Genomic DNA, 25,211 nt, shown 5'->3' on the forward strand with positions numbered 1-25,211 from the left:
CCGATTAAAATCAGGATGATTTACCTGCGTTATTATCCATACAAGCCATTCAACAGGACAAATACGATTGGCTATTTTCGTCCCTAAAATTTTAGCCAATCGCATTTTGCGTGTTTAATTGGTGGAATGTGTAGTGCCCGTTTTGGCCCAGAAAAACCATTGTTTTGTGCTTTTTTTGTGTGTGCAATGGGTTGGACTGTGGCTATTAATAGTACCTCGTCAAACATGTTTTTAATGGGGTTATTCCCAGCTATTTGCGCCTTGCAATTTAGCTTCCCGGTGTTGTTATCGTTAGCAGGAACACTTGATAATCAAGGTAAATGGGCAGCAGTAGCTACACCATTACTCACCAGTGGTTTTGCTTGGGCTGCGGTGTTGTCGGGGCAAGTAGTTGAAGTGTGGGGATTAAAAGCTTTGGCTACTACCACTCAGCTTGGAATGTTAATTTGCGTATTGTTACTGGGTTTCAGCGTATGGCTGTCGAAACAACATAGTAAAGCCATTATATAGAATTTTTGTGACCTTTGGTTAGGGGATTATCTGTCTTTTGACGACTGTCATCCTGCCTGCTTACTACATCAGCCTTCACTTTTAATTGTACTTTAGTCTAATAAGTTCCCAAATGGGAATTGATGTCATTCGCATTTGTGTTACTATTTTAAATGTTGTTCAAAATACAAAATATTAATGGAATAAAATGCAATTAAATCGAATCTTCGTCAGTGTCACTTTAGGCTTATTAGCCGTATCAAATTCAGCTTTATCTCTAGACAAAAGTAACGATGAAAATGTTGAAGTGATGGAGGTAACAGGGTCATATTTTAATGATTATCAAGTAGAAGATGCGTCGGGCGCTATGCGTTCAAATGTGTCTTTACTTGAAACTGCACAGGCGGTTACCGTAATTCCAGAAACCATCATAGATGAACAATTGGCTACCACCTTAGGTGAAGTACTTAACAATGATGCTAGTTTATCTCCGGGCACTAAACAAAGAAACCGAGAAGTATTTAGCTCTAGAGGTTTTGAGCTTAGTTCGTCAACTGGATATTTGAGAGACGGTCATCAGCATTGGTCTCATTACCAACAACCCATTGAAACCTTGTCACGAGTTGAGGTTATTAAGGGGCCTTCAAGTATTTTGTATGGTCAATCTGCTCCTGGCGGTTTGATTAACATGGTGACCAAGCAGCCGACTACATCTCCTTTACTAGAAATCAGTGCAGATACCGACCAAAACGGTTCAACCCGTTTTATGTTAGATGCCGGTGGCGAAATATTTGAAGACACCGCTTATAGAGCTGTATTGGTTAAACAAGATGTTGATTTTCAAAGAGAGTACCAAAATGGCGAAGCTCGTGAGCGAGATCGCTTTTTAGGATCTTTAGTGGTTGAGCATAATATTTCCGATAATCTTGTATTAAATGTTCATTATGATCGTACTGATGATAAAGCTGGTTTAGACACTGGCGCATGGTTAAATGATGAGCCTGACGTGATCAGTGATAAAAATGTGATTAATGATTTTTCTTGGTCATTTACCGATATTGAGGTTGAAAATATTGGCGCGAAGTTAACTTATTTTATTAACCCAGATTGGGAAATGAAAGTTGGTTACAACGAACAAAGCTTTACTAGACAACGCTTTGAGTCATCGCCTAGTTTACCTTCTGATTATCAATCTGGCGACAGCTACGACTCTAATCCATACGACCGCTCTGATGATTGGCAATTTAAAACTGTGTACTTTGATCTTAATGGTACCTTCACTTTCGGTGGTGTAGAGCATAATTTGCTGATAGGTGCTAACGGTCTAGATTATTACTACGGACAGCTAATTGAAAGAGGCGACACTGTAAGCTTTACGCCGGGTCAAACTGAGCCTGCTAAGCCTGATTTAGATTTTAATCGAGACACAAGCTTGAGTGTGACCGAATATGATTATTATGGTGTTTACTTTCAAGATTTAATTACTTTAGATGAGCATTGGCAAGTCGCGGTAGGCGGTCGTTACGATAAGCAAAATAGAGATGGGGCTGATAACGAATCGTTATTGCCAAAAGTGGGAGTGTTATATCACCCTGCTGAAAACAGCACGGTTTATTTGAATTACTCTGAAGGTTTTGAACCTCAATCTAGTGAGACTATCGAAGACGAGTTAGATAGTAACTTTGGTATGGAGATTGATGCCACCACCTCTAAACAAATAGAGTTGGGAGCCAAATGGCAGTTCTCAGAACGTTTATTATTAAACACTGCTATTTTTAATATCGAAAAAACCGGTACCTTAATTTCTGAACAGTTGCTTGATGATCCTCTTTTTGAAACGGTTACTACCCAATCGGGTAAGCAAGTGCACAAAGGTTTTGAATTATCTGCCCAAGGTGCTGTAACCGATAAATTGTTTGTTATGACTTCTTTAATGTATCTAAGTGCTGAATTTGAAGAAGATGAAAGTTTTGAAGGTAACACGCCTGTTGATGCCCCTAAATGGTCAGCTTCGGTTTGGACTCGTTATGAATTAACCGAACAATTAGCATTAAATGCAGGGCTATTTTATCAGGGAGAACGTTTCGCTGATAATGCCAATACTGTGCTAAAAGATGCGTATACGCGTGTTGATATTGGCGCTACTTATAGAACCAATATTTGGGATAAGAAAGTAGATTTTCGACTTAACGTAGAAAATGTATTGGATGAAGACTACCTAGCAGGTGGTGGTATTGATAATGTGACAATTGGGGATGGCGCAACTGCCCGTATTGAAGCTAAAATTTCTTTCTAGTAAACCCTAATTTACCTTGTAAGGTTCGCCTTGCAAGTAATATTACTAAAGCCCCTTATTTGGTGCTTTTTTATGTAAGATAAATCATATGACTATTAGAACATTATTTTTTTGGTTCCACCTTGTTATTGGTTGTAGTGCAGCGATATTTATTTTTTTAATGTCGTTTACAGGCGTAGCTTTAACCTACGAAAGACAAGTTATTCAAAGTGCCCAAAAGACTGATTTTCCGGTTGCTTCAAGTGAAAATTTCCGTCGTTTGGCTTTAGACAAAATTGTTTATATCGCCAAGTCTTATCCCGTGGAAAAAGCGGCGACTATTAGTTTTTCGAAAGAGCACAATGCCCCGTTTGTGATTAAAGAAGGCCGAAAAACGTTGGCATATTTGAATCCTTTCACTGGTGAAGAAATAGCTGAGCCAGGCCATGGTACTAAGATATTCATGGGGAAAGTCAGAGCCTTTCACCGTTGGTTAACCTTTGATGGAAAGTTCAGTGAAGCGGGCCGTTGGGTTAATGGCATTGCCAATATCATCTTCTTTTTACTGGCACTAACAGGTTTGTATTTATGGTTGCCAGCTAAGTTCAAACAAAGGGCTTTTAAACAAAAGCTTACTCTCACTAAAACTCACCCTAATAAACAGGCTAGAAACTACCAGTGGCACAATACTTTTGGTTTTTATATGGCTCCTATTTTAATTGTTGTGATTTTTACTGCGTTCTTTTTCTCATTTAAATGGCCAGGAAAAACCTTAGAGTCATTGGTATCAACAGAAGCTAAAAGTTTCCCTGCAGGCGTAGTGTTAACCTCGCAAATTTCTCAGAAACCCTTGAGTACAGAAGAGCTGTTTGTAAAAGTGAATAAGGCTACCCCAAATTGGAACACCTTGAGTTTTTCGGTTGCAGATAAAGCCCAAAGCCTGCAAGTATTTGATGTAGATATGGGGAGTGGCGGAGAACCCCAAAAGAAGAAGAGTGTGTATGTGGATACCTTAAGTGGTGAATTTGTAGCTGAAAAAACTTTTGATGACTATTCAACCTATCGAAAAATCAGAAACTATATTCGCTTTTTACATACAGGTGAAGTTTACGGTTTGATTGGTCAAACCATCGCAGGCATTGCATCGTTGTTAGCGTGTTTATTGGTGTATACCGGACTTATGATGTCGTTAAGACGCTGGAAAAACAGTAGAGCTAAAGCCACGGCTTAGCCACCACTCTTTTGAGCGTGTTTATGTACTGAAAAAGACAAGGCTTAACTTTATGGCTACGCTATGCGCTCCAGTTGAAAGTATGTTGTGCTGGGCCGGCCCAGCCACGTCCGCCTCCATGCAGTTATCTTTGTCCTTGTTCTTCGTTAATCAACGATTTAGCTGATTGTTGTTGGGTTAAGTTCAAATTCATTCTGGACTTCATATGCCGAAACAACCACTATGTGAATCTTCAATATTTCAACGCTCTCAACTTTGCTTTAGCATGTTTGAGCCAGTGTTTGTACCTGTCACTGTCGGTGGCTTAAGCTAAATTTTCGAAATGGATCGCGCTATGCCGACCTTATTACACTCCATGTTTTCTTTATTGTTGTCTGCCGCCATTTTACTTATCGGCCATGGCTTGCAGCTCACCGTTGTGCCTCTTTACGCTATTAGCTTAGGGTGGGAAGCTGATCTAATAGGCTATATTGGCTCAAGTTATTTTCTCGGTTTTGTCTTGGGTTGCTTGACGGTTCCGCGCCTCGTGGCACGGGTTGGTCACATTAGGGTCTTTACCGTGCTGGTTGCGCTATTTACGGCTTCACTGTTATTTATTGGTTTGGTTGATAATTTTGTGCTTTGGCTACTCGCCCGATGCCTAATTGGCTGGGGTATTGCGGGCATTTATATGGTCATTGAAAGCTGGCTTAATGATAAGACGAGTATTGAGCACCGAGGTAGCGTGCTTTCTGTGTATACCGTGATCTCGCTTTCAGCTATCTGTGTGGGGCAGTTATTGGTTGGCTTTGATCTTGGTTACGCTGGTTTATTTATGTTAGCGGCCGCTTTGTTGGTATTGGGTATTGTACCCGTGGGGTTAACTAGACGCGCTGCTCCGCACCCCATACCAGCCGTTAGCTTTAGCTTTAGACGTTTATTTGCTGTATCGCAAGTGGCCATGGTGGGCGCGTTTTTTGGTGGGTTAGTGACCGGTGGTTTTTGGGCGTTAGGGCCAGTGATAGCGGATGCCAATCAGTTGAGTGCAGGGCAAGTGGGTGTGTTTATGGCGGTGACTATATTAGGCGGCACAGCATTACAGCTGCCAGTTGGCCGCTTATCTGACCGCATTGATAGGCGCTACGTGATAACCGGTTTAGCCGTTGTAGCAGTATTAACCAGTATTGCAGCCATTATGCTTGATAGCCGCACGCCTGAAGTCATTTATGTGACCATGTTTTTGTTAGGGGGATTGAGCTTTCCGCTTTATTCCTTGTGCCTAGCTCATGCAAATGACAACACTGATCTGTCTATTATGGAGGTTGGTAGTGGTGTGTTAATGATGAATAGCGTCGGCAGTATTCTTGGGCCACTTATTGTTTCGTTTTTGTTGGGGTATACCCATATGGCCCTGTTTATGGTGTCGGGTGTGGCGTTGTCGATTTTGGCTTGCTGGACGTTATACCGTATTCGCTTCCACGATGTGGCCAGAGAGCATTATGAGCCGTTTGTGAATATGCGAAGTACTACCCAGGAAGTCGTCGAGATGGGCCTTGAAAATGAAGATGAAGATGAATCGGACACGACAGAAGATAACCTAAAGGCTCAAACAGCGAACAAGTAACATTGTCGTCGCTGGTTTTTACACTTTAATATAGTTGACGGTTAATTTTTCACGCTTATTGGTAACGGTTGAGGGATAGAAAGATGCGATTATGGACAGTGTTGTTGGTACTTTTTATAGCAGGTTGCAGTAGTACTTCATCAACTCAGGGCAGTAACTCTTCACTAACCCAACCTGTGCAAGTTGATGCAGCCAGCGATAAGAGCGACACCATGACGTATCGCGGTTTAGCCGCTGCACTTTATCCCAAAACGTTAGAGACCGTGGGTGTGTTCAAAGTAAAAGCTACAGGAGACATAAAAGGGCAGGTATTCTTAAATACTGACGATGACTACCGCGACCCAAGAAATATCACTGTGGTGATCCCACTTGAGCTGGCTGCTGAATTTGAGCAAAAACACAAAACGTCACCCAAAACGTATTTTTTAAACAAACAAATTTTTGTTAAAGGTGAGCTAGCGCAAGTCAAAATTTGGTTTGGCTTTGACGGTAAGCGTAGCAGCAAATATTACTACCAAACTCATATGCGTATTGCTTCATTAGACGATATACGACTGGTGAGCAAAGACGAATCTAGTTAGCGTCATTGCGGCGCTTTTTCACAGAGTTTATCCACGATAATGCTCGAAACCTGATCGCAAAAATCAAAGCCGGAATAATCAGGGTTAAAACCGCTGATAAAAGGCACCGCCATGACAAAATATCGATTGCTCGGTGAGCCATCTGCCAATATTGGCTGAAAGTAATCGTTGATCGCCAATCCTTTCAGGCTAAGGTAGTAGTGCCCATCACTGCCTAAATTCACAGCTTTATCACCCTTTGCTGATGCCTCTTCCCCTTGTTTTTTATCTTTAAATCTTACTTTAGCGGGCAATATTGGCTCATTGCTAAACATGGACTTAAACGGAAACGCGTCATTTTCCAGGTGCTGCTGGCCTGTACAATCCACAAACGTTGCGTATCTTTGTGTTATTAGCTGATGGCTTTCATCTTGATAATGGTAGTCGAATTGTTTATCCCCTTGGACTTGCAAATAACTGTCACGATCAACGGGAATAACCTCAAGTACACCACAATGATGTAGCGCCAAAAGTTGTTCTGCAGACGATTGGGGCACGTTCGCTATCATAAGACCAATTAAGGGCAGCAACACAGTATGTAAGCGGGTCATATCCTCGGCAGACAAATATTTTGCTGGGTGATTAAGGGTGAAACTGAGCAGCGCCAGTACTTCTTTCCATTGTAAGGTTTTTTCGTTTTTAATTGACTGCTCGGCCTGCAAATACTCTATTTTAAATAACGTAAAGGGCTCGAAGGCTTTCCTTGATTCAAGCATCCATTGCGCGAAGCTTTCAAGGTTCTTATCGACGATCTTTTCATAAAAGAGTGGGTCTTTTTGCTGTAATACCGATTTGAAATTATGTTCAAACATAAAATCGAGACTCAAAAAGCCATCATTTTCAGCCATGTGCTGTGTTATCTGTTGCTGCGTCAGCATGCCATCGTCTGAAACTAACGGGTCATCTAAGTGAAAGCGAATATTGGGTAACAAACCGTTTAGTGAGTGCATAACAACCTTAAAATTGGGCACGTCGTTATCTACCTGATAACTCACTTGCCCTTGATCATCGTAAAATTGTCCATTGGCTGTGCTAAGTGAGCGAATGGCATCAATGGCGGTTAATGAACTGCCTTTTAAGGCTACCGGATGATTATATTTTTTGCTTAATTTAGCGGGTGGGTAAGGTGAGTCATAATAGCCCGCTACCTTTCCTTCTTGCTGTTTTGGCCATACATGACCGGTGCAAATAATCACTTTATCAAAGCCTTTCACACTTTTCTTTGCTAGCTGCACATCGCTGGTATGGCCATTTTCGGCAGATGTTATATCCAGCACCTCACTGTTGAGATGTACATGAGTGGTCAACCCTTTTTCGGCGCATTCATCGAGCAAAGCGCTAAATTGTTGCTCTAAATAAAGACCAAATAATAGCCTAGGAACGACATGTTTAGCATGCAATGTTGTTTTATCGATACCATAGTTAGCGAGCATTTTATGACTTTGCTTGCGCAGCCATGCTTCTAACGTTTCTCTAAAAGGACACAGTTCATCGGATGACACATTAGTGATGTGTTCAAGGGATGCGCCTTGCTCACTATAGGGCATACCTTTTCCTAGGGACGCATTGCGCTCAAATATATCAAGAGCAAAATTTTGCGGCTGTGCACACAATAATTTCCTAACGATCGTGAGTGCACTGGGCCCGCCGCCAATCAACGCAATACGTATTCTGTTCATATGACCCGCTCTATAGAATGAAGTGCTATACCTTTTGCTACCTAAGCAGTTGTCATGCCCATTCTATTTTTTACGCAGGTGTAAATAATACACCTGTAAAAACAAGCACTGCGGGGGGATCTGTGCGGGAAATCTGGCCTGTAGACTTTTGGATGTTGCGATTGGATGTCGCGCTCAGAGGCACGTTTTTTCTTGCTCTGAGAAATAATTACAGGGGCCTAGCACACCCAGAAAGCCAGTAAGGTGAATATGTGGTCGGTCTTTGAGTATAATGGCAAGATAAGGTATCTATTGGTGATAGCAAGTGCGTGAAATAACTGTTATCAGCCCGTGGGTATTCGATAACGTGCTATTTTCAACGCTTGGTTGTTACCTGATATAAAAAGGCAAATGTTGTGACACAGAAAAAAGAGCAAATGAACGTCAAATTTAGCGAATTTATGCAATTGCACGTTAAGGGCATACGCAATACAGGTATTGTCTTAGTCGTACTGGGCTTTATAGCTTTACTGCTCCCAATGGCTGCTACGCTAGCCATCGAATTAATGCTTGGTTGGCTGATTATGCTCGGTGGAGTAGCGCAAATTATGCATGCATTTCGCAGTAAAGGCGTTAGTCGCTTTTGGTGGGAAACTGGGATTGGTGTGCTTTATTGCTGTATTGCCTTGATGTTATTAATTAATCCTATGCAAGGGGCAATCACTATTACGTTACTGCTGACGATTTTATTTTTGATCGAAGGAACATTCAAAATTGTGTTGGCATTGCAATTGTGGTCAACATCGACTTCTTTGTGGATGCTTTTTAGCGGCCTAATATCTGTGGCGTTAGGGATCATGATCTTGTCGGATATATCGGGAAGTGCAAGTTGGATACTCGGTTTGATGGTCGGAATAAACTTTGTATTTGCAGGATGGGCATTGATCCGTCAAGCCAGTTATTTTAAAGCACACAAATAAGTACCTATGCTCTGTTAATTACACCTAACAGAGCTGATCCCCATGCTAGCTTGATTGACTGAACGCTAGCGTGGTCTGCGGCTTACGGGCTTGTTTATATGGCGGTATTTTTACCATAGCCGCGAACCGTTAATACCTTCACTTTTGATATATTCTGTCTGAGCTTTGCCTCATACACGACTTAATGCGCTACGTGGTCAAATGTCTGCTTAGGTCATCTGCGCGAAATCTCCTTATTTACTGCACGGTTACTACAAACTTATCCGCTAGGTTAGGTCAATTGATTTGATAAATTTTGATTGCGGAGATATTTTCATGACCCGATCCAGCATATATCGGCTTTTAGTGGTTTTAATGATCACTGCCTCGCTGAGTGCCTGTGGTTCTTCTGATTCGTCCTCTGACAGCACCGAGAGTGACATTATTGATAATAGCGACACTGATGAGAGCACGTCGCTGGCATTGGTTGTGAATGAAATTGTCGCTGCAGCAACAGATGATGGCAATGATTGGATTGAGCTCTATGCGAATACAGATATTGCCGACCTGTCTATTTACTCGCTGGTAGATGATAGTGCCGATCACGCGCTTCAAGCCCTGCCGGAAATTGCCTTGTCCGCGGGCGAATTTTTGGTTATTCAAGCCATCGATGAAAGCGATACGCCCCCTGATGGCGGGTATTATGTGACCTTTAAATTGGGCGGCGATGACGCGGTTTATCTATATGAGAGCGATACACTGATCAGCCAATTAGATTGGCAAGACGGTGAGGCCGAAGAAGGCTACAGCTATGGTCTGTATGTTGATGGCACGGGCAGTGCGCAAACCATGTTACCCACTCAAGGTGCCGCCAATGAAGAGTTGACTGAAGATGTCGTGGTAACGGATACCATTATTAACAACGACGCCCAACTGCGTATTAATGAAGTTGTTGCTAAAGACGCTGATGACGGATACGACTGGATTGAGTTTTACGCCTCAGGCGACGACGCTGTTTTCTTAGGGGATTATTCCGTTAGTGACGAAGGGGGGGAGTTATTCTCATTGCCTGATGTAACTATTGCCGCGGGGGAATTCTACCGAGTGTATGCCACTACCGATGAACTAGACGATTTTGCTACGGTTGGCTTTAAACTGGGCTCATCTGATGAAGTCAGCTTGTTTCTTGATACAGATTTAATTGACCAACTTAGCTGGGATAGCGGCGAGGCGCTAATCGGGTTTAGTTATGGTCGATATCCAGATGGCAGCGATGCAACGGCTACCCTCGCGCCTACGCCTGTGGCAGCCAATAGTTTAGCCAGTCATGGTCCATTGGTCATCAACGAAGTCGTGGCCTCGGCCGAAGATGACGGCAATGATTGGTTTGAGCTATATAACAACAGCGCCAGCGCTATCCTACTGAGTGATTTTCAGGTGCTAGATAGCAGTGATGATATCGACCCTGTCACCTTGCCTGAGGTTACCCTGGAAGCGGGTGGATATATGGTCATCTATGCCACCGATGAAGACCCTGGCAGTGACTATGTGCCCTTTAAGCTAGGCAAAGAGGACGAATTGAGCTTAATCAAGAATGATGAGACAGTCGATTACCTAGAGTGGCAAGAAAGCGATGTTTCACAAGGATACAGTTATGGGCTAACAACCGACGGAAGCTGGGCAATCAACACGCTAGCTGTCACCCAAGGGACGGCCAATCAACTGCCTGATATCTACGCCAAAGATGTAGTGGAATCTATTTATTTTGAAATCGACGAAGACCAATGGCAAGACCTTCTTGATAATGCCTTAGATGAAGAATATCACCTTACATCGGTGACTTTTAAAGGCGTAACGCTGGATGAAGTAGCGATACGCACTAAGGGTAATTCAAGCCTGCAATCTGTTTACCAGTCAAATAGCGAACGCTTTAGTTTTAATATAGATGTGAATGAATACGTGAGCGGCCAAAAGCTATTGGGCATGAAAAAGTTTGTGCTCAATAATATGTACAACGACCCATCTTATATGCGCGAGTATATAGCCTACGAATTGATGGACGAAATGGGCGTGGCAGCCCCTGATCATAGCTACGTTAATGTCTATGTGAATGACGAATTGAAAGGACTATATTTGCTGGTGGAGTTTGTCAATGAGCAGTTTCTTGCTAAGCATTTCAGTAATACGAATGGCGATTTATACAAACCCGATGGCACAGGTAGCGATTTACAATACATAGATGACAACTTTTCGAGTTACAGCGGTGTGGAATTAAAGACTAACGAAGACAGTTCAGACAACGGCGCACTTATGGACTTTGTTTATGACATGGAATACAGGGATGGTTTAAGTGTAATTGACCAAGATTCTGTGTTGCGTTATTTATCTGTTAGCGTGTCGTTATCGAACCTTGATAGTTATCACGGCTCGCTTGCCCATAACTATTATATCTATGATCAAGATAACGTATTTACCATGTTGCCATGGGATTTAAACGAGTCTTTTGGTTCCTTTAGTCAAGGGTGTAACAGTGCTGATATTCGTGAATTGTATATCGATGAGCCCACTGACGGCGCCCTTGCTGATAAACCCCTAGTGGCACTTGCATTAGCGAGCAGTGATAACCTAGATACCTACCATGATTACTTAAATCAACTTATCGATGGACCACTTTCTAGCAGTGCATTTGCTGAGCGGGTAGCCAATATTGACATACTGATTAGTGAACATGTGGCTAATGATCCGAGCGCTTTTTATTCATTTTCTGAATATGAGCAAAATCAAACCACTACCGTGGGGCGCTTTTACGGATTAACATCGTTCATTAATTACCGAGTAGAAAACATGACGCAACAGCTGAATGGCACTATCGCATCAGCGGGCAACGGGAATGGTTTCTGTAGCCGCTAATTAGGTTTGCTCCCGGTGTTTTAAAGGGCTGAACAGTTTTACATGTTCAGCCCTTTTTTTATTTAGCCGTTAAGCAAATTTGTTTTAAAAAAAGCGATTGTGCGCGACCATGCTAACTCCGCTGCCTTTGGGTCATAGCGGCTGGTGGAGTCGTTATGAAAACCGTGTTGGGTGCCAGGGTAAATATGCGCTTGATAGTCCACCTTATTCGCTTTTAATGTGCTTTCGTATGCTGGCCAACTTGCATTCACTCGGCTGTCGTTCTCAGCGAAATTAAGCAAGAGTGGCCCTTTAACTTGACTCACTAAGTTTTCCGCGGCGGGGGTGCCATAAAACGGCACCGCTGCATTAATTACGTCGGGTATTTTAGCGGCTAAAAAGTTACTGATATACCCCCCAAAACAAAAACCTACCACGCCTAATCGATCAGTTGTTTTTTCGTGCTGCTTAATAAAGTTGGCAGCAGCGATAAAGTCATTTTCAATTTTTTCACGATCCATACTGCGCTGCATTTCTTTGCCCTTATCATCATTTCCTGGGTAACCGCCCAGTGAAAATAATGCATCTGGCGCAAAGGCAATAAAGCCTTCTTTGGCTAATCTGCGGGCCACGTCTTTTACATACGGGTTTAAACCACGGTTTTCATGTACAACTAACACAGCTGGGGCGGATTTTGACAATTTGCTAGGTAAGACTAAGTAACCTTGGCCTTCGCCGTAACCATCCGGCGACGGGAATTTTTGGTAGCTGGCGGTTATGGCTTCATCATTAAAGGAGACCTGTTCAGCCAACGCATAATTAGGCGTGAGTGCGCCGCTTAGGGTGCCAATGCTTAACCCGGCCACTGACAATGATGTTAAACGTGACATAAAGGTACGCCTGTCCATATCTCCGTGGGCATATTCATCATACCAATCAAAAGCTTGCTGGGGGATATGTTTGGGATCGATATGTGACATTGGGTTTCTCCTAGGGGTTGATTATGTACGCTGATTGTAAAGTGGCAAGATTAAACATTGACCATATTGATTAATATTGAATTAATTGACTATCTGCCGATACGCATAAGAATTCAATAGGCACATAAACACAAAGCCGGGATAACTGTTTTAAAATGTAACAAGTAAGGGTGAGAAAACGAGAAGGGTAGAAGTTAAAGGCTAGGCTGGCTTGTCTCTTAAAGAATAGGGTTTATTCCATCGATACCTGATGTGAATCGATTGCTGCAAAAAGACCAATGTGTGTTTATTCATGCTTGGCAAAAATGCAGGACAGCGCGTCCATCAAGTCAAAATGATAGCCATTTTGACTGTTACTAAGATAAGCCTATACCACGAAGGCTATGCTCGATAACTGTTTTCAATTCACTTAACGGTACTCCTGCTCGGGCCATAGAGGCTGTTCCTCTGAGCGTGGTAGCGAGACATAACGCGATGCTCGCTGCGCGGGTATTTAGTCCAAGTTTAATCGCTTCTGGGTCATGGCTGAAGACCTCAACTAACGCATCTTGAATTTTTTGACTCGCCTGATTCAGTAAGTTGCTAGGAAGCTCCGGCATATCGCCACTGGCTATCTCCCCTTGGCATAAAAATATGAAACATCCTTTGGGGTTTTCTGATGTGCACTGCTCGCTTACCACTGATGTCATGTAATGTTTAATACGCTGTACTAACGAGACGCCATCTTGATGCAAATGCGCAAAATGCGGTTGGGCATTTTTCTCGATATATCTTTGGGTAGCCTTAATAAATAACGCCTCTTTGTTGCCAAAGGTGCGGTACATACTGGGTTTGTTGATCCCCATGCTTTGGGTTAGCTCCGCTAGCGAAGCACCCGCGTAGCCCTTTTTCCAGAACACGCCCATAGCAGACTCAAGTGCTTTTTCATCATCAAAAGTACGTTTACCACTCATCGCTATGAACCTCGTAAAAATCAATTTAGAAATGTATTTGACGTATGTTACCGATCGGTATAAGATTAATCAACGTTACCGATCGGTACAACTTAAAATACTTTAAACCTTAACAGGAGCAAAATAATGAGCGACGCAATAAAAGACAAAGTTGCACTAGTCACAGGCGCCAATCGTGGTATTGGTAAAGCAATAGTAGATTCACTAATCGAAAATGGCGCGACTAAGGTTTATCTAGCAGTACGCAACCCTGAATCAACCAAAGAAATCGAAGCGCAATACGGTGACAAGGTTGTTACATTAGCTGCTGATGTTGCGGATACAGCATCTATTCAACGTTTAGCTAAGCAAGCCATCGACGTGGATATTTTAGTTAATAACGCTGGTATTATGCATGTGACTTCACCCCTGGCTGAAAACGCAGAAGAATCTTTGATGGAACAAATCAATGTGAATGTATTTGGTTTGATGCGCGTAGCCAACGCTTTTGCTGAAACATTAGAGCGTAATAAAGGCGTATTGGTGCAATTGAACTCTATCGCATCGATTAAAGCCTTCGGCGATATTGCTACGTACTGCGCATCTAAAGCGGCATCATATTCGATTACCCAAGGCTTGAAAGACAAATGGGCTGACAAGGGCATTCGTGTATTGAGCGTACACCCAGGACCAATTGGCACCGAGATGGGTGATTCAGCCGGTTTTGAAGGTGCACCAGGTGCAACCGTGGTTTCAGAAGCGATTATTACTGCGCTAAATAATGGCGATTTCCACTCGTTTCCTGATCCAGTGGCGAAGCAGCTCGAAGCGGCTTATCAAAGCTACTCAGATGCGATCATCACCAGTGACTTATCTTTATAAGGCTATAGCGTAAATTCGCATTAGCCAACACAGCAGCGCGGTTCTGGGGTTTATACTCAGCTCCGTGTTGTAATTAATGTATTCTAGACCCCTGCTTTTTGTTCTTTATCCCTTTTGTTCTTTGCTGCTAAAGCCAATTTTCTTTCTATTGAATAAATGGTTTACTCATTGTCATTGCAGTAATAAAGAAGCGACCTGTATGAATATTGTTATTTTAGCCAACCGAGATCTCGCCAGTAATTACGCGTTAAATCTACTGCTTCCGCAACTGTCAAAGCACAGCGTCAGCTTATTTTTATCTGCAAAAGTCGGTGGTAATAGCAGTAAACCCCCTGAACTTGTTTCCCTTAAGTTTTTTGAACAAACTTTATTCAATGAATTACTGTCGCCTCTGTTTGAGCAGCTACCTAGCCATAAAGGGTTTATGAGTTTTGCGCAAATGAACCGTATATTGGTGCAACCTGTTGAAGCGCTAAATGTCATCAATAGCCCACACGGTTTAGCAAAAATCAGTGCCTTACAGCCAGAATTAATATTGTCTATTCGTTATGGCAGTATTTTAAAGCAAGAGATACTGAGCTTGCCTCGTCTTGGTGTATTGAATTTACACTCGGGTTTATTGCCTGATTATCGTGGTGTTATGGCGACATTTTGGGCGATGTTACATGGGCAAAATAAAATCGGCACTACGTTACATTTCATTGATGATGCAAGTATCGATACCGGCCAAATCGTCGCCCAATCACATCTTGAAGTAGAACCTGACAAGTCTTATTTATGGCATGTTTTACAATTGTATGTTGAGGGCATCGCTCTGTTGAGCGAAGCGGTATCAACTTTAGCCTTAGGTAAAAGCTTATCGCTGACAAAACAAATTGGCGGTCAATATTTTTCATTTCCTGATAGCCAGGACCTGACAAAGTTTAAAGACCAAGGATTGAGTTTAGTGAATGAAGATGAACTGACGACATTTATTCATCAGCATTACTGCTAGGCTAATCAATAAGATTATTTGTGGACTACTGCTAGGGTATTGCTATGTCCATTTGCCTTCGCGCAATGAATTGACACAGCACATATTTTGAGATCATTTTATGGTTATAGTGGCAGTTGCTTTTGTTACGAAAAAGAAGGGAAAATATGAAAATTAATCCAGCAGATTTTAAAGCCGCCCACGGTGAGTCGTGTAATTTAACGCAGCGACCCACAGCTATAGCCCCATTGTACACCTCAAAAGCCCATTACAAACAAAAGCTAAAAAAACAAATCGGCAAGATGAGTGATCAACAGCGTTTGCTTTATGCATCTAACGAGCATTCAGTGCTGATAATTTTTCAGGCAATGGATGCAGCGGGAAAAGATAGCTCTATTCGTCATGTTATGTCGGGTGTTAATCCTCAGGGTTGTCAAGTACACAGCTTTAAGCACCCCAGTCAAAACGAGTTAGAACATGACTTTTTATGGCGCTCGAATGTGGCATTACCAGAACGGGGTCGTATCGGTATTTTCAACCGCTCTTATTATGAAGAAGTGCTGATTGCCCGTGTGCATCCTGAGATACTGCACAGTCAAAATATTCCTGATGAAGCGCTGCACTTAAAGGACATTTGGAATGAGCGGTTTCGTTCTATCAACGATCTAGAGCAGCATTTACACCGCAACGGTACTCGCGTGATTAAGTTTTTTTTACATTTGTCAAAAGAAGAGCAGCGTAAACGGTTTTTGGCGCGCATTGATAACCCAGATAAAAATTGGAAATTCAGCGATGCAGATATTAAAGAGCGTCAATTTTGGCCGCAATATACACATGCCTATGAAGATTGTATTAGTCAAACCACGAGTAAAGAGGCACCTTGGTATGTTATTCCCGCAGATGATAAGCGCAATGCCCGTTTAATTATTGCTAAAACAATAGTTGAGACGTTTGCGTCATTAAATATGCACTATCCGGAAGTGGATGAGGTGCGTAAACAAGAATTACAACGTTTACGCACGCAGTTGGCAGAATGAGTTGTTTAACTTAGCCTGATATTGTTAACCCGGTTGATAAGTCATTGGTTTGCCGGTCTCGGGATTGATTCGATCGAGTGATGGGCCGCTGTAACTATCGTTCAACAAGTCGACAACGGCATCACCATACTGCTTAAACCAAAAATCTCCCATGCCCTTAAGGCGTTTAATATTGGTTTGGCTGATATCGTCTAGCGCATCATCCGGTGCCTTATCGAACCCTGGCTGGGCGCGCATTTCTGCATTTACTCTTATATAGCTACCCGGTGGTGAGATAGTGATAGCTTGATAACCAACCACTTTTTCGTCTGCTAATACATCAATAATACAACCTTTTAGCATCCATTGCAGGGCTCCCCAGTTACGCGAGTCCGGGCCGTTAATTTTGCGCGTACGCGTTCCTGTGCCGACCGATAACACGCGCCTTTTGTTGTCAGGCCATAAACGACACGCCTCCGCAATCGCGCACATGGTCGGGTTATTAGCTATTACGCCACCATCGACCATCCATGCTTGTTCGTTGTCCGGCGGAAGTCGCATATCTCGGGTCGGGAAGTGCGTGGGTGCTGCACTTGACGCATCCGCAACCTGATACGAGAGTAAATTCTGAAATTCGCTACGGGTTGACTTAATAACATAAGGGCGACGCTGTTCAATGCCATAAGCAATCGCCAATACATGTTTGCCCTCTGGTACATCCTTAATTTTAGCCTGACCTAAATACTTCTTGAGCATGGCAGTTTTGCCTTTGGCCTCATATTTAGGTGCATTTAGGCCATCTATTTCTAGAAAACCGCGGTTCTCAATAAATATTTTTTTAGCGTTAGGGTAACTATACAGCTTATTAATATCTTCAATGTCCATGTCGGTCGTGGCCAAGGCTAAAGCAATTAGGCTGCCGGTGCTGGTGCCAGCATAAAAATCGACGCAATCTCTTAATGATTTTTGATGAGTGCTTTGCAGGGCTTTTTCGACATGCGTTAAAAATTGGGTAGTGGCTGCACCGCGGATACCGCCGCCATCTAATGAAAGTATGAGCTTAGACATACGCTTCTCCTGTGATTTCTGATTAGTCCGTTGTAACCCAAGGGAAATACAGCACGATGACAGCTAGGCAATGGCTATCCCTATGGGTTATTTAAGCATAAACGATGAAAAAAAAGATACGTATTTAAAATGGCACACAAAGGGCAGACCTACCGCTTTGTATGCTCAGGAAAAGGTTCTAGCGCATATTATCGAGGGTACTTTCTAGCGCAGACATACCAGTGGGCAAATCTACTTTGTGACCTAAGTCGATAAATGCAGAACCTAAGGCGTGAATGGTTCTAAATAGGTTATGAGTACGGCACTGTTCGCCCATTTGACCTATGCGTACAATATTGGGCCCAAAAGAGCCGGATATTTCAACGCGATAACGATTAGACATGGTTTTAAGTAACTCTTTGCCAATCACGTTCTCGGGTAGGCGAATGCCGACGACTGAATTAAGACGCGCATGCGGTGGAACATATAACGTCAACCCCATACCCTCTATAGCTGCTTGTAGAGACCTAGAGCACCTTTGATGGCGAGCGAAACGTATTGGCAAGGTTTCGATGCATACTAAGCGTAATGCTTCGTGTATGGCGAGTATGCCTGAAACGGGCGCGGTGTAGTGATACGACTTTTTATACCAAAACTGGTACGCCAATTTAGCATCAAGGCACCAGTGGCGAAGTTGATCGGTGCGAGACTCAATAAAGGCCCAGGCTTTTTCAGAAAATCCAACCAAAGATACACCTGGAATACACGATAAGCCTTTTTGTCCGCCTGTTATCACCGCATCAATGCCCCAATCATCCATTGCCAATTCCATGGTGCTTAAGGTGCAAACTGCATCGACAATCACCATGCAGTCATGCTGCTTGGCGATGCGACAAATTTCTGCCAATTCAGCATTATGTACCGTGTTCGAGGTTTCCCCTTGCACTATTGTCATCACGTTTGGCTGAGTACGAATGATGTGCTGCTCAATCAACTCGGCGCTAGCAGTTTGCCGCTCATCGATAATTACTTTTACGACGTCAGCTTGTAAACGGTCGGCCATTTCTGCCAATCGACTACTAAAGAAACCATTACAGATACTCAGTACTTTGTCGCCTGGGCGCACTAAGTTGGCCACTGCCATTTCCATGGCGGCTGAGCCTGGACCTGCAACACCTAAAATCAGACCATTCTCAGTTTGAAAAACATATCGAGACATCACTTTTACTTGTTCGATAATTTGCGCCATGGTGTCGCCAAGGTGGTTTATCACTATGCCGTTCGCCGCTGCAACTTTGGCCGGGATCGGTACCGGGCCTGCCCCCATCATCAATAATGGTTCATCGGGTAAAATATTATCTAGCGAAATAATTCCTTGTGGCACACAAATCGACACTGGGTCTCCTGAGTCTTTCGACGGCTTTATAAAAAAAAGGATCACTAGCATATCGCCAAGCAGCATTCGCGCATAGCGCAAATTTGAAACAATTAAATTTAATGGTGAACGCATTGCCAAGACGATAGGTTGCTCAAAAGTGCATCCGTAAAAACAATTTGCTGGGATCGGCGTATCGCGTGACATCTGTTATGTACGCCTAATTTGGATGGTATTCCAAGCTAAACAAGAATTAAATTTACATTAAATATCATATATTTACTTTGCATTAACGGAATCCTTGATTCAGCTGGTAAGCTTGGATTTTTACTGTACACTCCCGCCCCTCGAAATTATCGAGCTGTTTAAAATGTGCGCAATTTAAGGTTCGTAAGCGATCACCTTTATTTGGCTAATCTAGGAGCAAAAAAGGTATGCATTCTTCAACTCATCGATTTTATGAAGACGTATTAGCAATATTAAGCGGGACAGTTTTTGTCAGCTTGGGGTTGGCAATATTCAAAACTTTGGACTTATTAATTGGGGGGACAGCTGGCATCGCACTGTTACTCAGTCAGTTTGTACCGTTAAAATTTGGCTTATTATTTTTTCTGATTAACTTGCCGTTTTATTATATTGCACTTAAGCAACTAGGCTGGCGCTTTACCATTAATACCTTTGTGACGATTACATTAGTGTCATTGCTGGTAGAGAATATGCATCTATTTATCTCTTTGAGCGATATTCAACCTCTTTTTGGAGCCGTGGTTGGCGGGATGTTAATTGGTATGGGAATGTTGATACTATTTAGACATAAATCAAGTTTAGGTGGCCTTGGTATATTAGCCTTTTATTTACAGGGCAGTAGAGGGATACGCGCGGGTACGTTCCAACTGGTGGTGGATAGTACCATTGTAGTCGGCGCATTATTTATTATGGATCCAGTACTGTTGGCTATCTCACTTTTAGGTATGGTGACCATGAATGTGATTTTAGCGGTTAACCATAAACCTGGGCGCTATCATAGTAACTACGCTGAAGCTATGGCAGAGCTGGCGACTGAATCCGTACAAGAGCCAACCAAAATATCTGACTAGCTGACAAAAAGCTGTCCTATATCGTTAAAGGCTTTAAATTCTAAAGCATTACCACATGGGTCTAGCAAAAACATTGTGGCTTGCTCGCCAGGCTGGCCTTTAAAGCGCACATAAGGTGCAATCACAAACTCAATTTCTGCCGCTTGCAGACGGTTAGCTAAGCGTTGCCAGTCATGCATTTTCAGTACGACGCCAAAATGCGGTACAGGCACCGCTTTATCATCCACGTTGTTTGGAGCTGGACGGCTCGGCATCGCCGCCACTAAGTGCGTGACTAATTGATGACCAAAAAAATTCCAGTCTATCCACTGTTCAGACGAACGGCCTTGTTCACAGCCAAGTAAATCAGCATAAAATCCTCGACTTGCGTGCAAACTGGTAACCGGAATCGCTAGGTGAAACGGCATAACTGGCATGGTTGGTCTCCTTAGGATATAAAAAAAGCCGCTTAAAAGCGGCTTTCAGAATACAGCAATTGCTTATTACACTTCAAACGGATGACGTAAAACGATCGTTTCGTTACGATCAGGGCCGGTAGAAATAATATCAATTGGTACGCCAGTTAATTGTTCTAGGCGTTTAACGTAGTTCTTCGCTGCTTGTGGCAAATCTGCATACTCAGTTACGCCGAATGAGTTTTCACTCCAACCTGGCATTTCTTCGTAAACAGGGGTGATTAGATCGTAATCATCCGCTGCCATAGGAGGAACATCTTTGACCGTGCCATCAGCATGTTTATAGCCAATGCAGATGCTTAAGGTTTCTAAACCATCGAGTACGTCGAGTTTAGTCAAGCAGAAACCAGTAATTGAATTGATTTGCACGGCACGTTTCATTGCCACTGCATCGAACCAACCAGTTCGGCGTTTACGGCCTGTGGTTGCACCAAATTCGTGGCCTTTTATACCTAAATGCTGACCTACATCACAATCTAATTCCGTAGGGAAGGGTCCAGAGCCAACGCGAGTTGTGTAGGCCTTAACAATACCCAAAACGTAATCGAGGTGAAGAGGACCAAAACCTGAACCTGTTGCAACGCCACCAACAGTGGTATTGCTTGAGGTCACATACGGGTAAGTACCGTGGTCAATATCAAGCAAGGTGCCTTGAGCGCCCTCAAACATAATGGCATCGCCGCGTAAACGAGCGCGATCCAATACGTCAGTGACGTCGACTACCATGGCTTTTAATACATCAGCAACAGCCAATGCATCAGCAAGTGTTTTCTCATAGCTTACTGGCTCAACTTTATAATAGTTGGTCAGCATAAAGTTATGATACTCAAGTACTTCTTTTAGCTTGATAGCAAAGTCTGTTGGGTTGAACAAGTCACCAACACGCAAACCACGACGAGAGACTTTATCTTCGTACGCAGGACCAATACCACGACCAGTGGTGCCGATTGGCTTGTCGCCACGGGCTTTTTCGCGTGCTAAGTCGAGCTCAACGTGAAATGGAAGAATAAGTGGACAAGCCTCGCTGATACGCAAGCGCTCTTTAACCGGTACTCCGCGTTCCTCAAGCATTGCGGTTTCTTTTAGCAATGCCTCAGGGCTTAGTACAACACCGTTGCCGATAACACAGGTTACGTTTTCACGTAAAATACCAGATGGTATAAGGTGCAAAACGGTTTTCTCGCCGTCAATCACCAGTGTGTGTCCTGCGTTGTGTCCACCTTGATAACGGACTACGTAAGTCGCTTTATCAGTTAAAAGATCTACAACCTTACCTTTACCCTCGTCACCCCATTGGGTTCCGAGTACCACTACATTTTTAGCCATGGATTAGAGAAGTGTCAGAAAATTAGGCGGGGATCCTATCAAATTTAACGCGCCACCTGAATAACTAAATTCGGTTAATTTTTAAAGTAAGAAAAACAGGCTCACTAGACCGATAGTGACCAGCACTCCACCAACGCTACGTAGTTGATTTGCAGGCTGTTCTACCATCTGTTGCAGGTAATTGCGCCATTTGTTGGGGAATAACATAGGGCCAAGGCCTTCGATGATTAACACTAATGCACCGGCGATAAGTAGAGTATGCAGCATAAAAACGCTCTAAAACGAAACAAGCGGAATATGATATAGCAAATTAATCCCCCACCCTAATGGGTAAGGGCATTGCTGTTGACCAAGGTCAGTTCGAAACTAAAACAGGTTCCCTTACCTAACTGACTTTCTACTTTTAGGTCAGAATTAAGTAATTTCATCAGTTTTCGGCAAATTGCTAAGCCAAGGCCAGCGTGACTGCATGCATCTGTTTCAGTGTTGCTCGCTTGATAGCGCGCATCAAAAATATAGGCTATTTCTTTTGCACTTATGCCCACACCTGTATCACGAATATCCACGCGCAGTTTTTCATCATGAATAGCCACGGCTAAGTCAATTTTGCCAAATTCTGGTGTATGTCGAATGGCATTAGCAATAAGGTTGGTGAGAACCCGTTCCAATTTGCCAATATCAGCAAAAACGTGATATTCACAATCATTGGGGATAACGCTAATTTGGATATTTTTCCCTTGGGCGTCTAAGGCGAATTTGGCAGCGACATCGTGCAGTAACTCACCTAAAGGAAATGGTTCTTGGTGTAGCGTTACTTGACCGCCCTCTAAATAAGCTAACTCAAAAATCTGGTCAATAAGGTGTTTAAGGTTTTTAGCATTTTTGAGTGATACATCCGTAAAGTGTTTTCGGTCTTTAATTGATAGGGTGTCATCGTTTATCGCCAGCGTTTCAATATAGCCTTGTAAGCTAGATAATGGCGTACGCAAATCATGGGACAGGTCAGCGAGTAAGGTACGGCGCTGACTGTCGATTTGACTGAGCTGATCAAATTGCTTATTGATGTGCGCTAACATATCGGTGAAAGCACACCCTAAGCGGTCTACTTCGTTGTAGCTATTTTTATTCCAAACCGCTAAATCTCGCGGTAACTGCTCCCGATGGAAATCAGCTGCGCGCACTTTGTCCATATCGTCACTTAAGCGTTGAAGCGGGGACGTAAAGTACTTAAAAATGACTAATAGCGCGACTAACAATAATAACAATCCAACGACTAAAAACAATGCTATCTCGCGCATACTTTGACTGTTTTTCAGATTAGCCAATATTGAATCGTAGCGTTCGCCGCCAATGATCACATACAAGTAGCCTTGTAACTTATCATCATTAAAAACAGGCGCCGCGGAAAATATTTTGTGTCTGCCAAGCTGTCTTGGATCGTCGCCCTCGATAGGAAAGTTTTGATTATCGCCAATGAGACTTTTAATGGGTGCGATATTAACCGATTTGGCTTTTACTTTGCCCGGTTCGGCTGAGTAAGTAAGAATTTTACCTTGCGGGTCTAGGTAATAAAATTCGAAGCTTGGGCCTAAAATCATCAAGGTATGAAAAAGGTTCCCCAGAGCTGCATAATCGTAAACGCCCTCCTTCAGCAAAGGATTATCTCTAACGAGATGTTCAGCCAAGCCGATATGTAATTTCTGTGCTGCTTCTTGTTGAGTCAGTTTTTGTAATTCATTGGTTGAGTAAAAGCAGGCAATCATGACCAGCATAAACACTGCAACTAATGAAATGGCGAGACGCTGATAGAAGCAGATCCGCATTAGGTTGACACTCCTTGAGGATTAAATTTATAACCTACACCCCAAACGGTTTGGACGATTTTGGGCGAGGTGGCATCTGTTTCTATTTTGGCTCGTAGTCGGTTAATGTGCGAATTAACGGTATGTTCGTACCCGCTATGATGGTAGCCCCATACCGATTCCAACAATTGACTGCGGCTAAATACTTGACTGGGGTGGCTGGCCAAATGGTGCAGCAACTCAAATTCTGTGGCGGTTAACACAAGTTCTTGATCAGCGAGAAATACTTGGTGATTCTTTTGATCTATGCGCAGGGAGCCCAAGAGCAAGGCTGTATCAACTTGTTCTGATGGGAGCTGTGCTTCTTGTAATAGGTGCACTTTTCGCAGCTGAGAACGCACTCTAGCTTGCAATTCTCGTACACTAAAAGGCTTGGTCATATAGTCATCAGCGCCCAACTCTAGCCCTAATACTCGATCAGTCTCTGAGGTTTTAGAGGTTAGCATTATGATGATTTGCATAGGACGTTCGTCACGAATTTTGCGACAAATATCCAATCCGTTCATGTTAGGTAACATAACATCCAAAATTATCACCGCGTAATCGTTTTCGAGTGCTTGGCTTAAGGCGACTTTTCCGTCTGCTTGGTGATCAATTTCAATCCCCAACTCTAGTAAGTTAACGCGCATCAAATTTGCTATATCAAGATCGTCTTCAACGATGAGGATTTTATCAGTCATTGGTTTCACCACAATTCTAAAAACATATAGAGCGATGAAAAAGCGCTAAACTTTCACAAGATCAGCGCTTTTATTTACGTGTGTATTAATCGTGTGCCATTTTTTATTATTTACTACACGATATTAAGGCCAAATTACTCGGTACGAGTGACTTGAATACGTATCACTGGGTTATCAAACTTATGTTCGACAGTAAGCGTTGAGTTGGTCAAACCGTCATCAACACTTACCACCCCTGGGTGCATAGAAATAAAGCCAGTATCGTCACGCGTTGGGTTAAAACCTTCACCATTACCTGCAGGTCCGGGTACGGTTTCTGCGGTTTCAGTATTTTTTTCGGTACCGGCGTCATAGGCAGGACTATTTGTAGTCCAGCTGTCGCCTACTTCCAGTTGTGATAAATCCCAAGCACTTAAACCACTAAACGCATCATTGGTGTTACCTAACATGGCAGCAATGGTCATTTTGGCATTGGTGATGTCTTGAATAGTGATACTTATCGTTTGGCTATCACCAGGCGTAATAGGGCCACTTCCACCAGCACTAACGGCGCCTTGGGTTAAGAACTCAGCAGAGTCGCCTACTTCAGCAATACGTTCTAACGAGACGGTTGCCACATCTCCTAACGCCCAAAGTGTGCCCTCAGTGTGAAGTACCACAGCTGGCGGAGATACGGGTTGACCGTTGGTTAGATTTGTTACTGTGACGTCATAGCTCACATCAACCGGCACCACTTCAGGCGCAGGAACTTCGACCTCAACAATAACTTCTCTGGTGTCATCGTCATCACAGGCACTTAATGCCAGTGGAAACGCTATCAGTAACGCTTTTTGATAATTTTTAATGCTCTTCATCACAGTCT

At 43.1% G+C, this 25,211-nt stretch carries 22 protein-coding genes; 11 read left to right on the plus strand and 11 right to left on the minus strand.

Annotation, left to right across the window (positions count from 1 at the left end):
• The first annotated feature begins 198 nt into the window (after positions 1-198).
• From GQS54_RS03625 to GQS54_RS03645, 5 genes are all read left to right on the plus strand, one after another.
• Positions 199-510: a hypothetical protein gene (locus GQS54_RS03625; RefSeq protein ID WP_166422637.1), complete on the plus strand. Its 312-nt coding sequence runs from the start codon at positions 199-201 to the stop codon at positions 508-510.
• Positions 511-697: 187 nt separating this feature from the next.
• On the plus strand, positions 698-2,785 hold the full coding sequence (locus GQS54_RS03630; RefSeq protein ID WP_166422638.1) for a TonB-dependent receptor: 2,088 nt from the start codon (positions 698-700) through the stop codon (positions 2,783-2,785).
• A gap of 88 nt (positions 2,786-2,873) precedes the next feature.
• The gene (locus tag GQS54_RS03635) at positions 2,874-3,995 is read left to right on the plus strand and encodes a PepSY-associated TM helix domain-containing protein (protein WP_166422639.1); all 1,122 of its coding nucleotides are present in this window, start codon (positions 2,874-2,876) and stop codon (positions 3,993-3,995) included.
• Between the two features lie 334 nt (positions 3,996-4,329).
• Positions 4,330-5,598, plus strand: a complete 1,269-nt coding sequence (locus GQS54_RS03640) for an MFS transporter (protein WP_166422640.1) — start codon at positions 4,330-4,332, stop codon at positions 5,596-5,598.
• Between the two features lie 83 nt (positions 5,599-5,681).
• Positions 5,682-6,179 carry a hypothetical protein gene (locus GQS54_RS03645; protein WP_166422641.1) on the plus strand — a complete coding sequence of 166 codons (498 nt, stop codon included), beginning with the start codon at positions 5,682-5,684 and terminating at the stop codon, positions 6,177-6,179.
• A 2-nt stretch (positions 6,180-6,181) separates the two neighbouring features.
• Here the strand turns inward: GQS54_RS03645 and GQS54_RS03650 are convergent, their stop codons facing one another.
• Positions 6,182-7,897 carry an FAD/NAD(P)-binding protein gene (locus GQS54_RS03650; RefSeq protein WP_166422642.1) on the minus strand — a complete coding sequence of 572 codons (1,716 nt, stop codon included), beginning with the start codon at positions 7,895-7,897 and terminating at the stop codon, positions 6,182-6,184.
• Between the two features lie 395 nt (positions 7,898-8,292).
• Between GQS54_RS03650 and GQS54_RS03655 the strand changes: the two genes are divergently transcribed.
• The gene (locus GQS54_RS03655; protein ID WP_166422643.1) at positions 8,293-8,856 is read left to right on the plus strand and encodes an HdeD family acid-resistance protein; all 564 of its coding nucleotides are present in this window, start codon (positions 8,293-8,295) and stop codon (positions 8,854-8,856) included.
• Between the two features lie 315 nt (positions 8,857-9,171).
• On the plus strand, positions 9,172-11,745 hold the full coding sequence (locus tag GQS54_RS03660; RefSeq protein ID WP_240919820.1) for a CotH kinase family protein: 2,574 nt from the start codon (positions 9,172-9,174) through the stop codon (positions 11,743-11,745).
• Between the two features lie 62 nt (positions 11,746-11,807).
• On the opposite strand, the gene GQS54_RS03665 is transcribed toward GQS54_RS03660, so the two are convergent.
• Positions 11,808-12,704, minus strand: a complete 897-nt coding sequence (locus GQS54_RS03665; RefSeq protein WP_166422644.1) for a dienelactone hydrolase family protein — start codon at positions 12,702-12,704, stop codon at positions 11,808-11,810.
• A 356-nt stretch (positions 12,705-13,060) separates the two neighbouring features.
• Entirely contained in the window at positions 13,061-13,657 is a 597-nt protein-coding gene (locus GQS54_RS03670) for a TetR/AcrR family transcriptional regulator (RefSeq protein WP_166422645.1), read from the minus strand.
• A gap of 126 nt (positions 13,658-13,783) precedes the next feature.
• Here GQS54_RS03670 and GQS54_RS03675 point away from each other — a divergent pair, with 126 nt between their 5' ends.
• From GQS54_RS03675 to GQS54_RS03685, 3 genes are all read left to right on the plus strand, one after another.
• The gene (locus tag GQS54_RS03675) at positions 13,784-14,518 is read left to right on the plus strand and encodes an SDR family oxidoreductase (protein WP_166422646.1); all 735 of its coding nucleotides are present in this window, start codon (positions 13,784-13,786) and stop codon (positions 14,516-14,518) included.
• Between the two features lie 199 nt (positions 14,519-14,717).
• Positions 14,718-15,512: a formyl transferase gene (locus GQS54_RS03680; protein ID WP_166422647.1), complete on the plus strand. Its 795-nt coding sequence runs from the start codon at positions 14,718-14,720 to the stop codon at positions 15,510-15,512.
• Between the two features lie 146 nt (positions 15,513-15,658).
• Positions 15,659-16,528, plus strand: coding sequence for an ADP-polyphosphate phosphotransferase (locus GQS54_RS03685; protein WP_166422648.1), 870 nt, complete (start codon positions 15,659-15,661; stop codon positions 16,526-16,528).
• Positions 16,529-16,552: 24 nt separating this feature from the next.
• Here GQS54_RS03685 and GQS54_RS03690 read toward each other — a convergent pair whose 3' ends face one another.
• Positions 16,553-17,575: a patatin-like phospholipase family protein gene (locus GQS54_RS03690; protein ID WP_166422649.1), complete on the minus strand. Its 1,023-nt coding sequence runs from the start codon at positions 17,573-17,575 to the stop codon at positions 16,553-16,555.
• Positions 17,576-17,753: 178 nt separating this feature from the next.
• Positions 17,754-18,950 carry an alanine--glyoxylate aminotransferase family protein gene (locus tag GQS54_RS03695; protein WP_166422812.1) on the minus strand — a complete coding sequence of 399 codons (1,197 nt, stop codon included), beginning with the start codon at positions 18,948-18,950 and terminating at the stop codon, positions 17,754-17,756.
• A gap of 413 nt (positions 18,951-19,363) precedes the next feature.
• Between GQS54_RS03695 and GQS54_RS03700 the strand changes: the two genes are divergently transcribed.
• A complete protein-coding gene (locus GQS54_RS03700; RefSeq protein ID WP_166422650.1) occupies positions 19,364-20,026 on the plus strand; it encodes a YitT family protein in 663 nt (220 codons plus the stop codon).
• Here GQS54_RS03700 and GQS54_RS03705 read toward each other — a convergent pair.
• The 6 genes from GQS54_RS03705 to GQS54_RS03730 all read right to left on the minus strand — a co-directional run bounded on the left by GQS54_RS03705 (position 20,023) and on the right by GQS54_RS03730 (position 25,203).
• Positions 20,023-20,442, minus strand: a complete 420-nt coding sequence (locus GQS54_RS03705) for a VOC family protein (RefSeq protein WP_166422651.1) — start codon at positions 20,440-20,442, stop codon at positions 20,023-20,025. The genes GQS54_RS03700 and GQS54_RS03705 overlap by 4 nt on opposite strands.
• Positions 20,443-20,508: 66 nt before the next feature.
• The gene (locus tag GQS54_RS03710; RefSeq protein WP_158771914.1) at positions 20,509-21,807 is read right to left on the minus strand and encodes an adenylosuccinate synthase; all 1,299 of its coding nucleotides are present in this window, start codon (positions 21,805-21,807) and stop codon (positions 20,509-20,511) included.
• An 81-nt stretch (positions 21,808-21,888) separates the two neighbouring features.
• Positions 21,889-22,074: a DUF2065 domain-containing protein gene (locus GQS54_RS03715; RefSeq protein WP_158771913.1), complete on the minus strand. Its 186-nt coding sequence runs from the start codon at positions 22,072-22,074 to the stop codon at positions 21,889-21,891.
• Positions 22,075-22,130: 56 nt separating this feature from the next.
• Complete coding sequence (locus tag GQS54_RS03720) at positions 22,131-23,630, minus strand: HAMP domain-containing sensor histidine kinase (RefSeq protein WP_166422652.1); 1,500 nt, start codon at positions 23,628-23,630, stop codon at positions 22,131-22,133.
• Positions 23,630-24,349: a response regulator transcription factor gene (locus tag GQS54_RS03725; protein WP_166422653.1), complete on the minus strand. Its 720-nt coding sequence runs from the start codon at positions 24,347-24,349 to the stop codon at positions 23,630-23,632. The genes GQS54_RS03720 and GQS54_RS03725 overlap by 1 nt, the downstream gene beginning before the upstream one ends.
• Before the next feature lie 134 nt (positions 24,350-24,483).
• Entirely contained in the window at positions 24,484-25,203 is a 720-nt protein-coding gene (locus GQS54_RS03730) for a spondin domain-containing protein (RefSeq protein ID WP_205967604.1), read from the minus strand.
• Positions 25,204-25,211: the final 8 nt, after the last annotated feature.

Source organism: Paraglaciecola sp. 20A4 (assembly GCF_011378905.1).
Taxonomy (GTDB): Bacteria; Pseudomonadota; Gammaproteobacteria; order Enterobacterales; family Alteromonadaceae; genus Paraglaciecola.

What these genes read in the sequence shown, in the direction of transcription:
- GQS54_RS03630 (WP_166422638.1), top strand. Translation starts at nt 698, where the DNA reads ATGCAATTAAATCGAATCTTCGTCAGTGTCACTTTAGGCTTATTAGCC.
- GQS54_RS03635 (WP_166422639.1), top strand. Translation starts at nt 2,874, where the DNA reads ATGACTATTAGAACATTATTTTTTTGGTTCCACCTTGTTATTGGTTGT.
- GQS54_RS03640 (WP_166422640.1), top strand. Translation starts at nt 4,330, where the DNA reads ATGCCGACCTTATTACACTCCATGTTTTCTTTATTGTTGTCTGCCGCC.
- GQS54_RS03645 (WP_166422641.1), top strand. Translation starts at nt 5,682, where the DNA reads ATGCGATTATGGACAGTGTTGTTGGTACTTTTTATAGCAGGTTGCAGT.
- GQS54_RS03650 (WP_166422642.1), bottom strand. Translation starts at nt 7,897, where the DNA reads ATGAACAGAATACGTATTGCGTTGATTGGCGGCGGGCCCAGTGCACTC.
- GQS54_RS03660 (WP_240919820.1), top strand. Translation starts at nt 9,172, where the DNA reads ATGACCCGATCCAGCATATATCGGCTTTTAGTGGTTTTAATGATCACT.
- GQS54_RS03665 (WP_166422644.1), bottom strand. Translation starts at nt 12,704, where the DNA reads ATGTCACATATCGATCCCAAACATATCCCCCAGCAAGCTTTTGATTGG.
- GQS54_RS03670 (WP_166422645.1), bottom strand. Translation starts at nt 13,657, where the DNA reads ATGAGTGGTAAACGTACTTTTGATGATGAAAAAGCACTTGAGTCTGCT.
- GQS54_RS03675 (WP_166422646.1), top strand. Translation starts at nt 13,784, where the DNA reads ATGAGCGACGCAATAAAAGACAAAGTTGCACTAGTCACAGGCGCCAAT.
- GQS54_RS03680 (WP_166422647.1), top strand. Translation starts at nt 14,718, where the DNA reads ATGAATATTGTTATTTTAGCCAACCGAGATCTCGCCAGTAATTACGCG.
- GQS54_RS03685 (WP_166422648.1), top strand. Translation starts at nt 15,659, where the DNA reads ATGAAAATTAATCCAGCAGATTTTAAAGCCGCCCACGGTGAGTCGTGT.
- GQS54_RS03690 (WP_166422649.1), bottom strand. Translation starts at nt 17,575, where the DNA reads ATGTCTAAGCTCATACTTTCATTAGATGGCGGCGGTATCCGCGGTGCA.
- GQS54_RS03700 (WP_166422650.1), top strand. Translation starts at nt 19,364, where the DNA reads ATGCATTCTTCAACTCATCGATTTTATGAAGACGTATTAGCAATATTA.
- GQS54_RS03705 (WP_166422651.1), bottom strand. Translation starts at nt 20,442, where the DNA reads ATGCCAGTTATGCCGTTTCACCTAGCGATTCCGGTTACCAGTTTGCAC.
- GQS54_RS03710 (WP_158771914.1), bottom strand. Translation starts at nt 21,807, where the DNA reads ATGGCTAAAAATGTAGTGGTACTCGGAACCCAATGGGGTGACGAGGGT.
- GQS54_RS03715 (WP_158771913.1), bottom strand. Translation starts at nt 22,074, where the DNA reads ATGCTGCATACTCTACTTATCGCCGGTGCATTAGTGTTAATCATCGAA.
- GQS54_RS03720 (WP_166422652.1), bottom strand. Translation starts at nt 23,630, where the DNA reads ATGCGGATCTGCTTCTATCAGCGTCTCGCCATTTCATTAGTTGCAGTG.
- GQS54_RS03725 (WP_166422653.1), bottom strand. Translation starts at nt 24,349, where the DNA reads ATGACTGATAAAATCCTCATCGTTGAAGACGATCTTGATATAGCAAAT.
- GQS54_RS03730 (WP_205967604.1), bottom strand. Translation starts at nt 25,203, where the DNA reads ATGAAGAGCATTAAAAATTATCAAAAAGCGTTACTGATAGCGTTTCCA.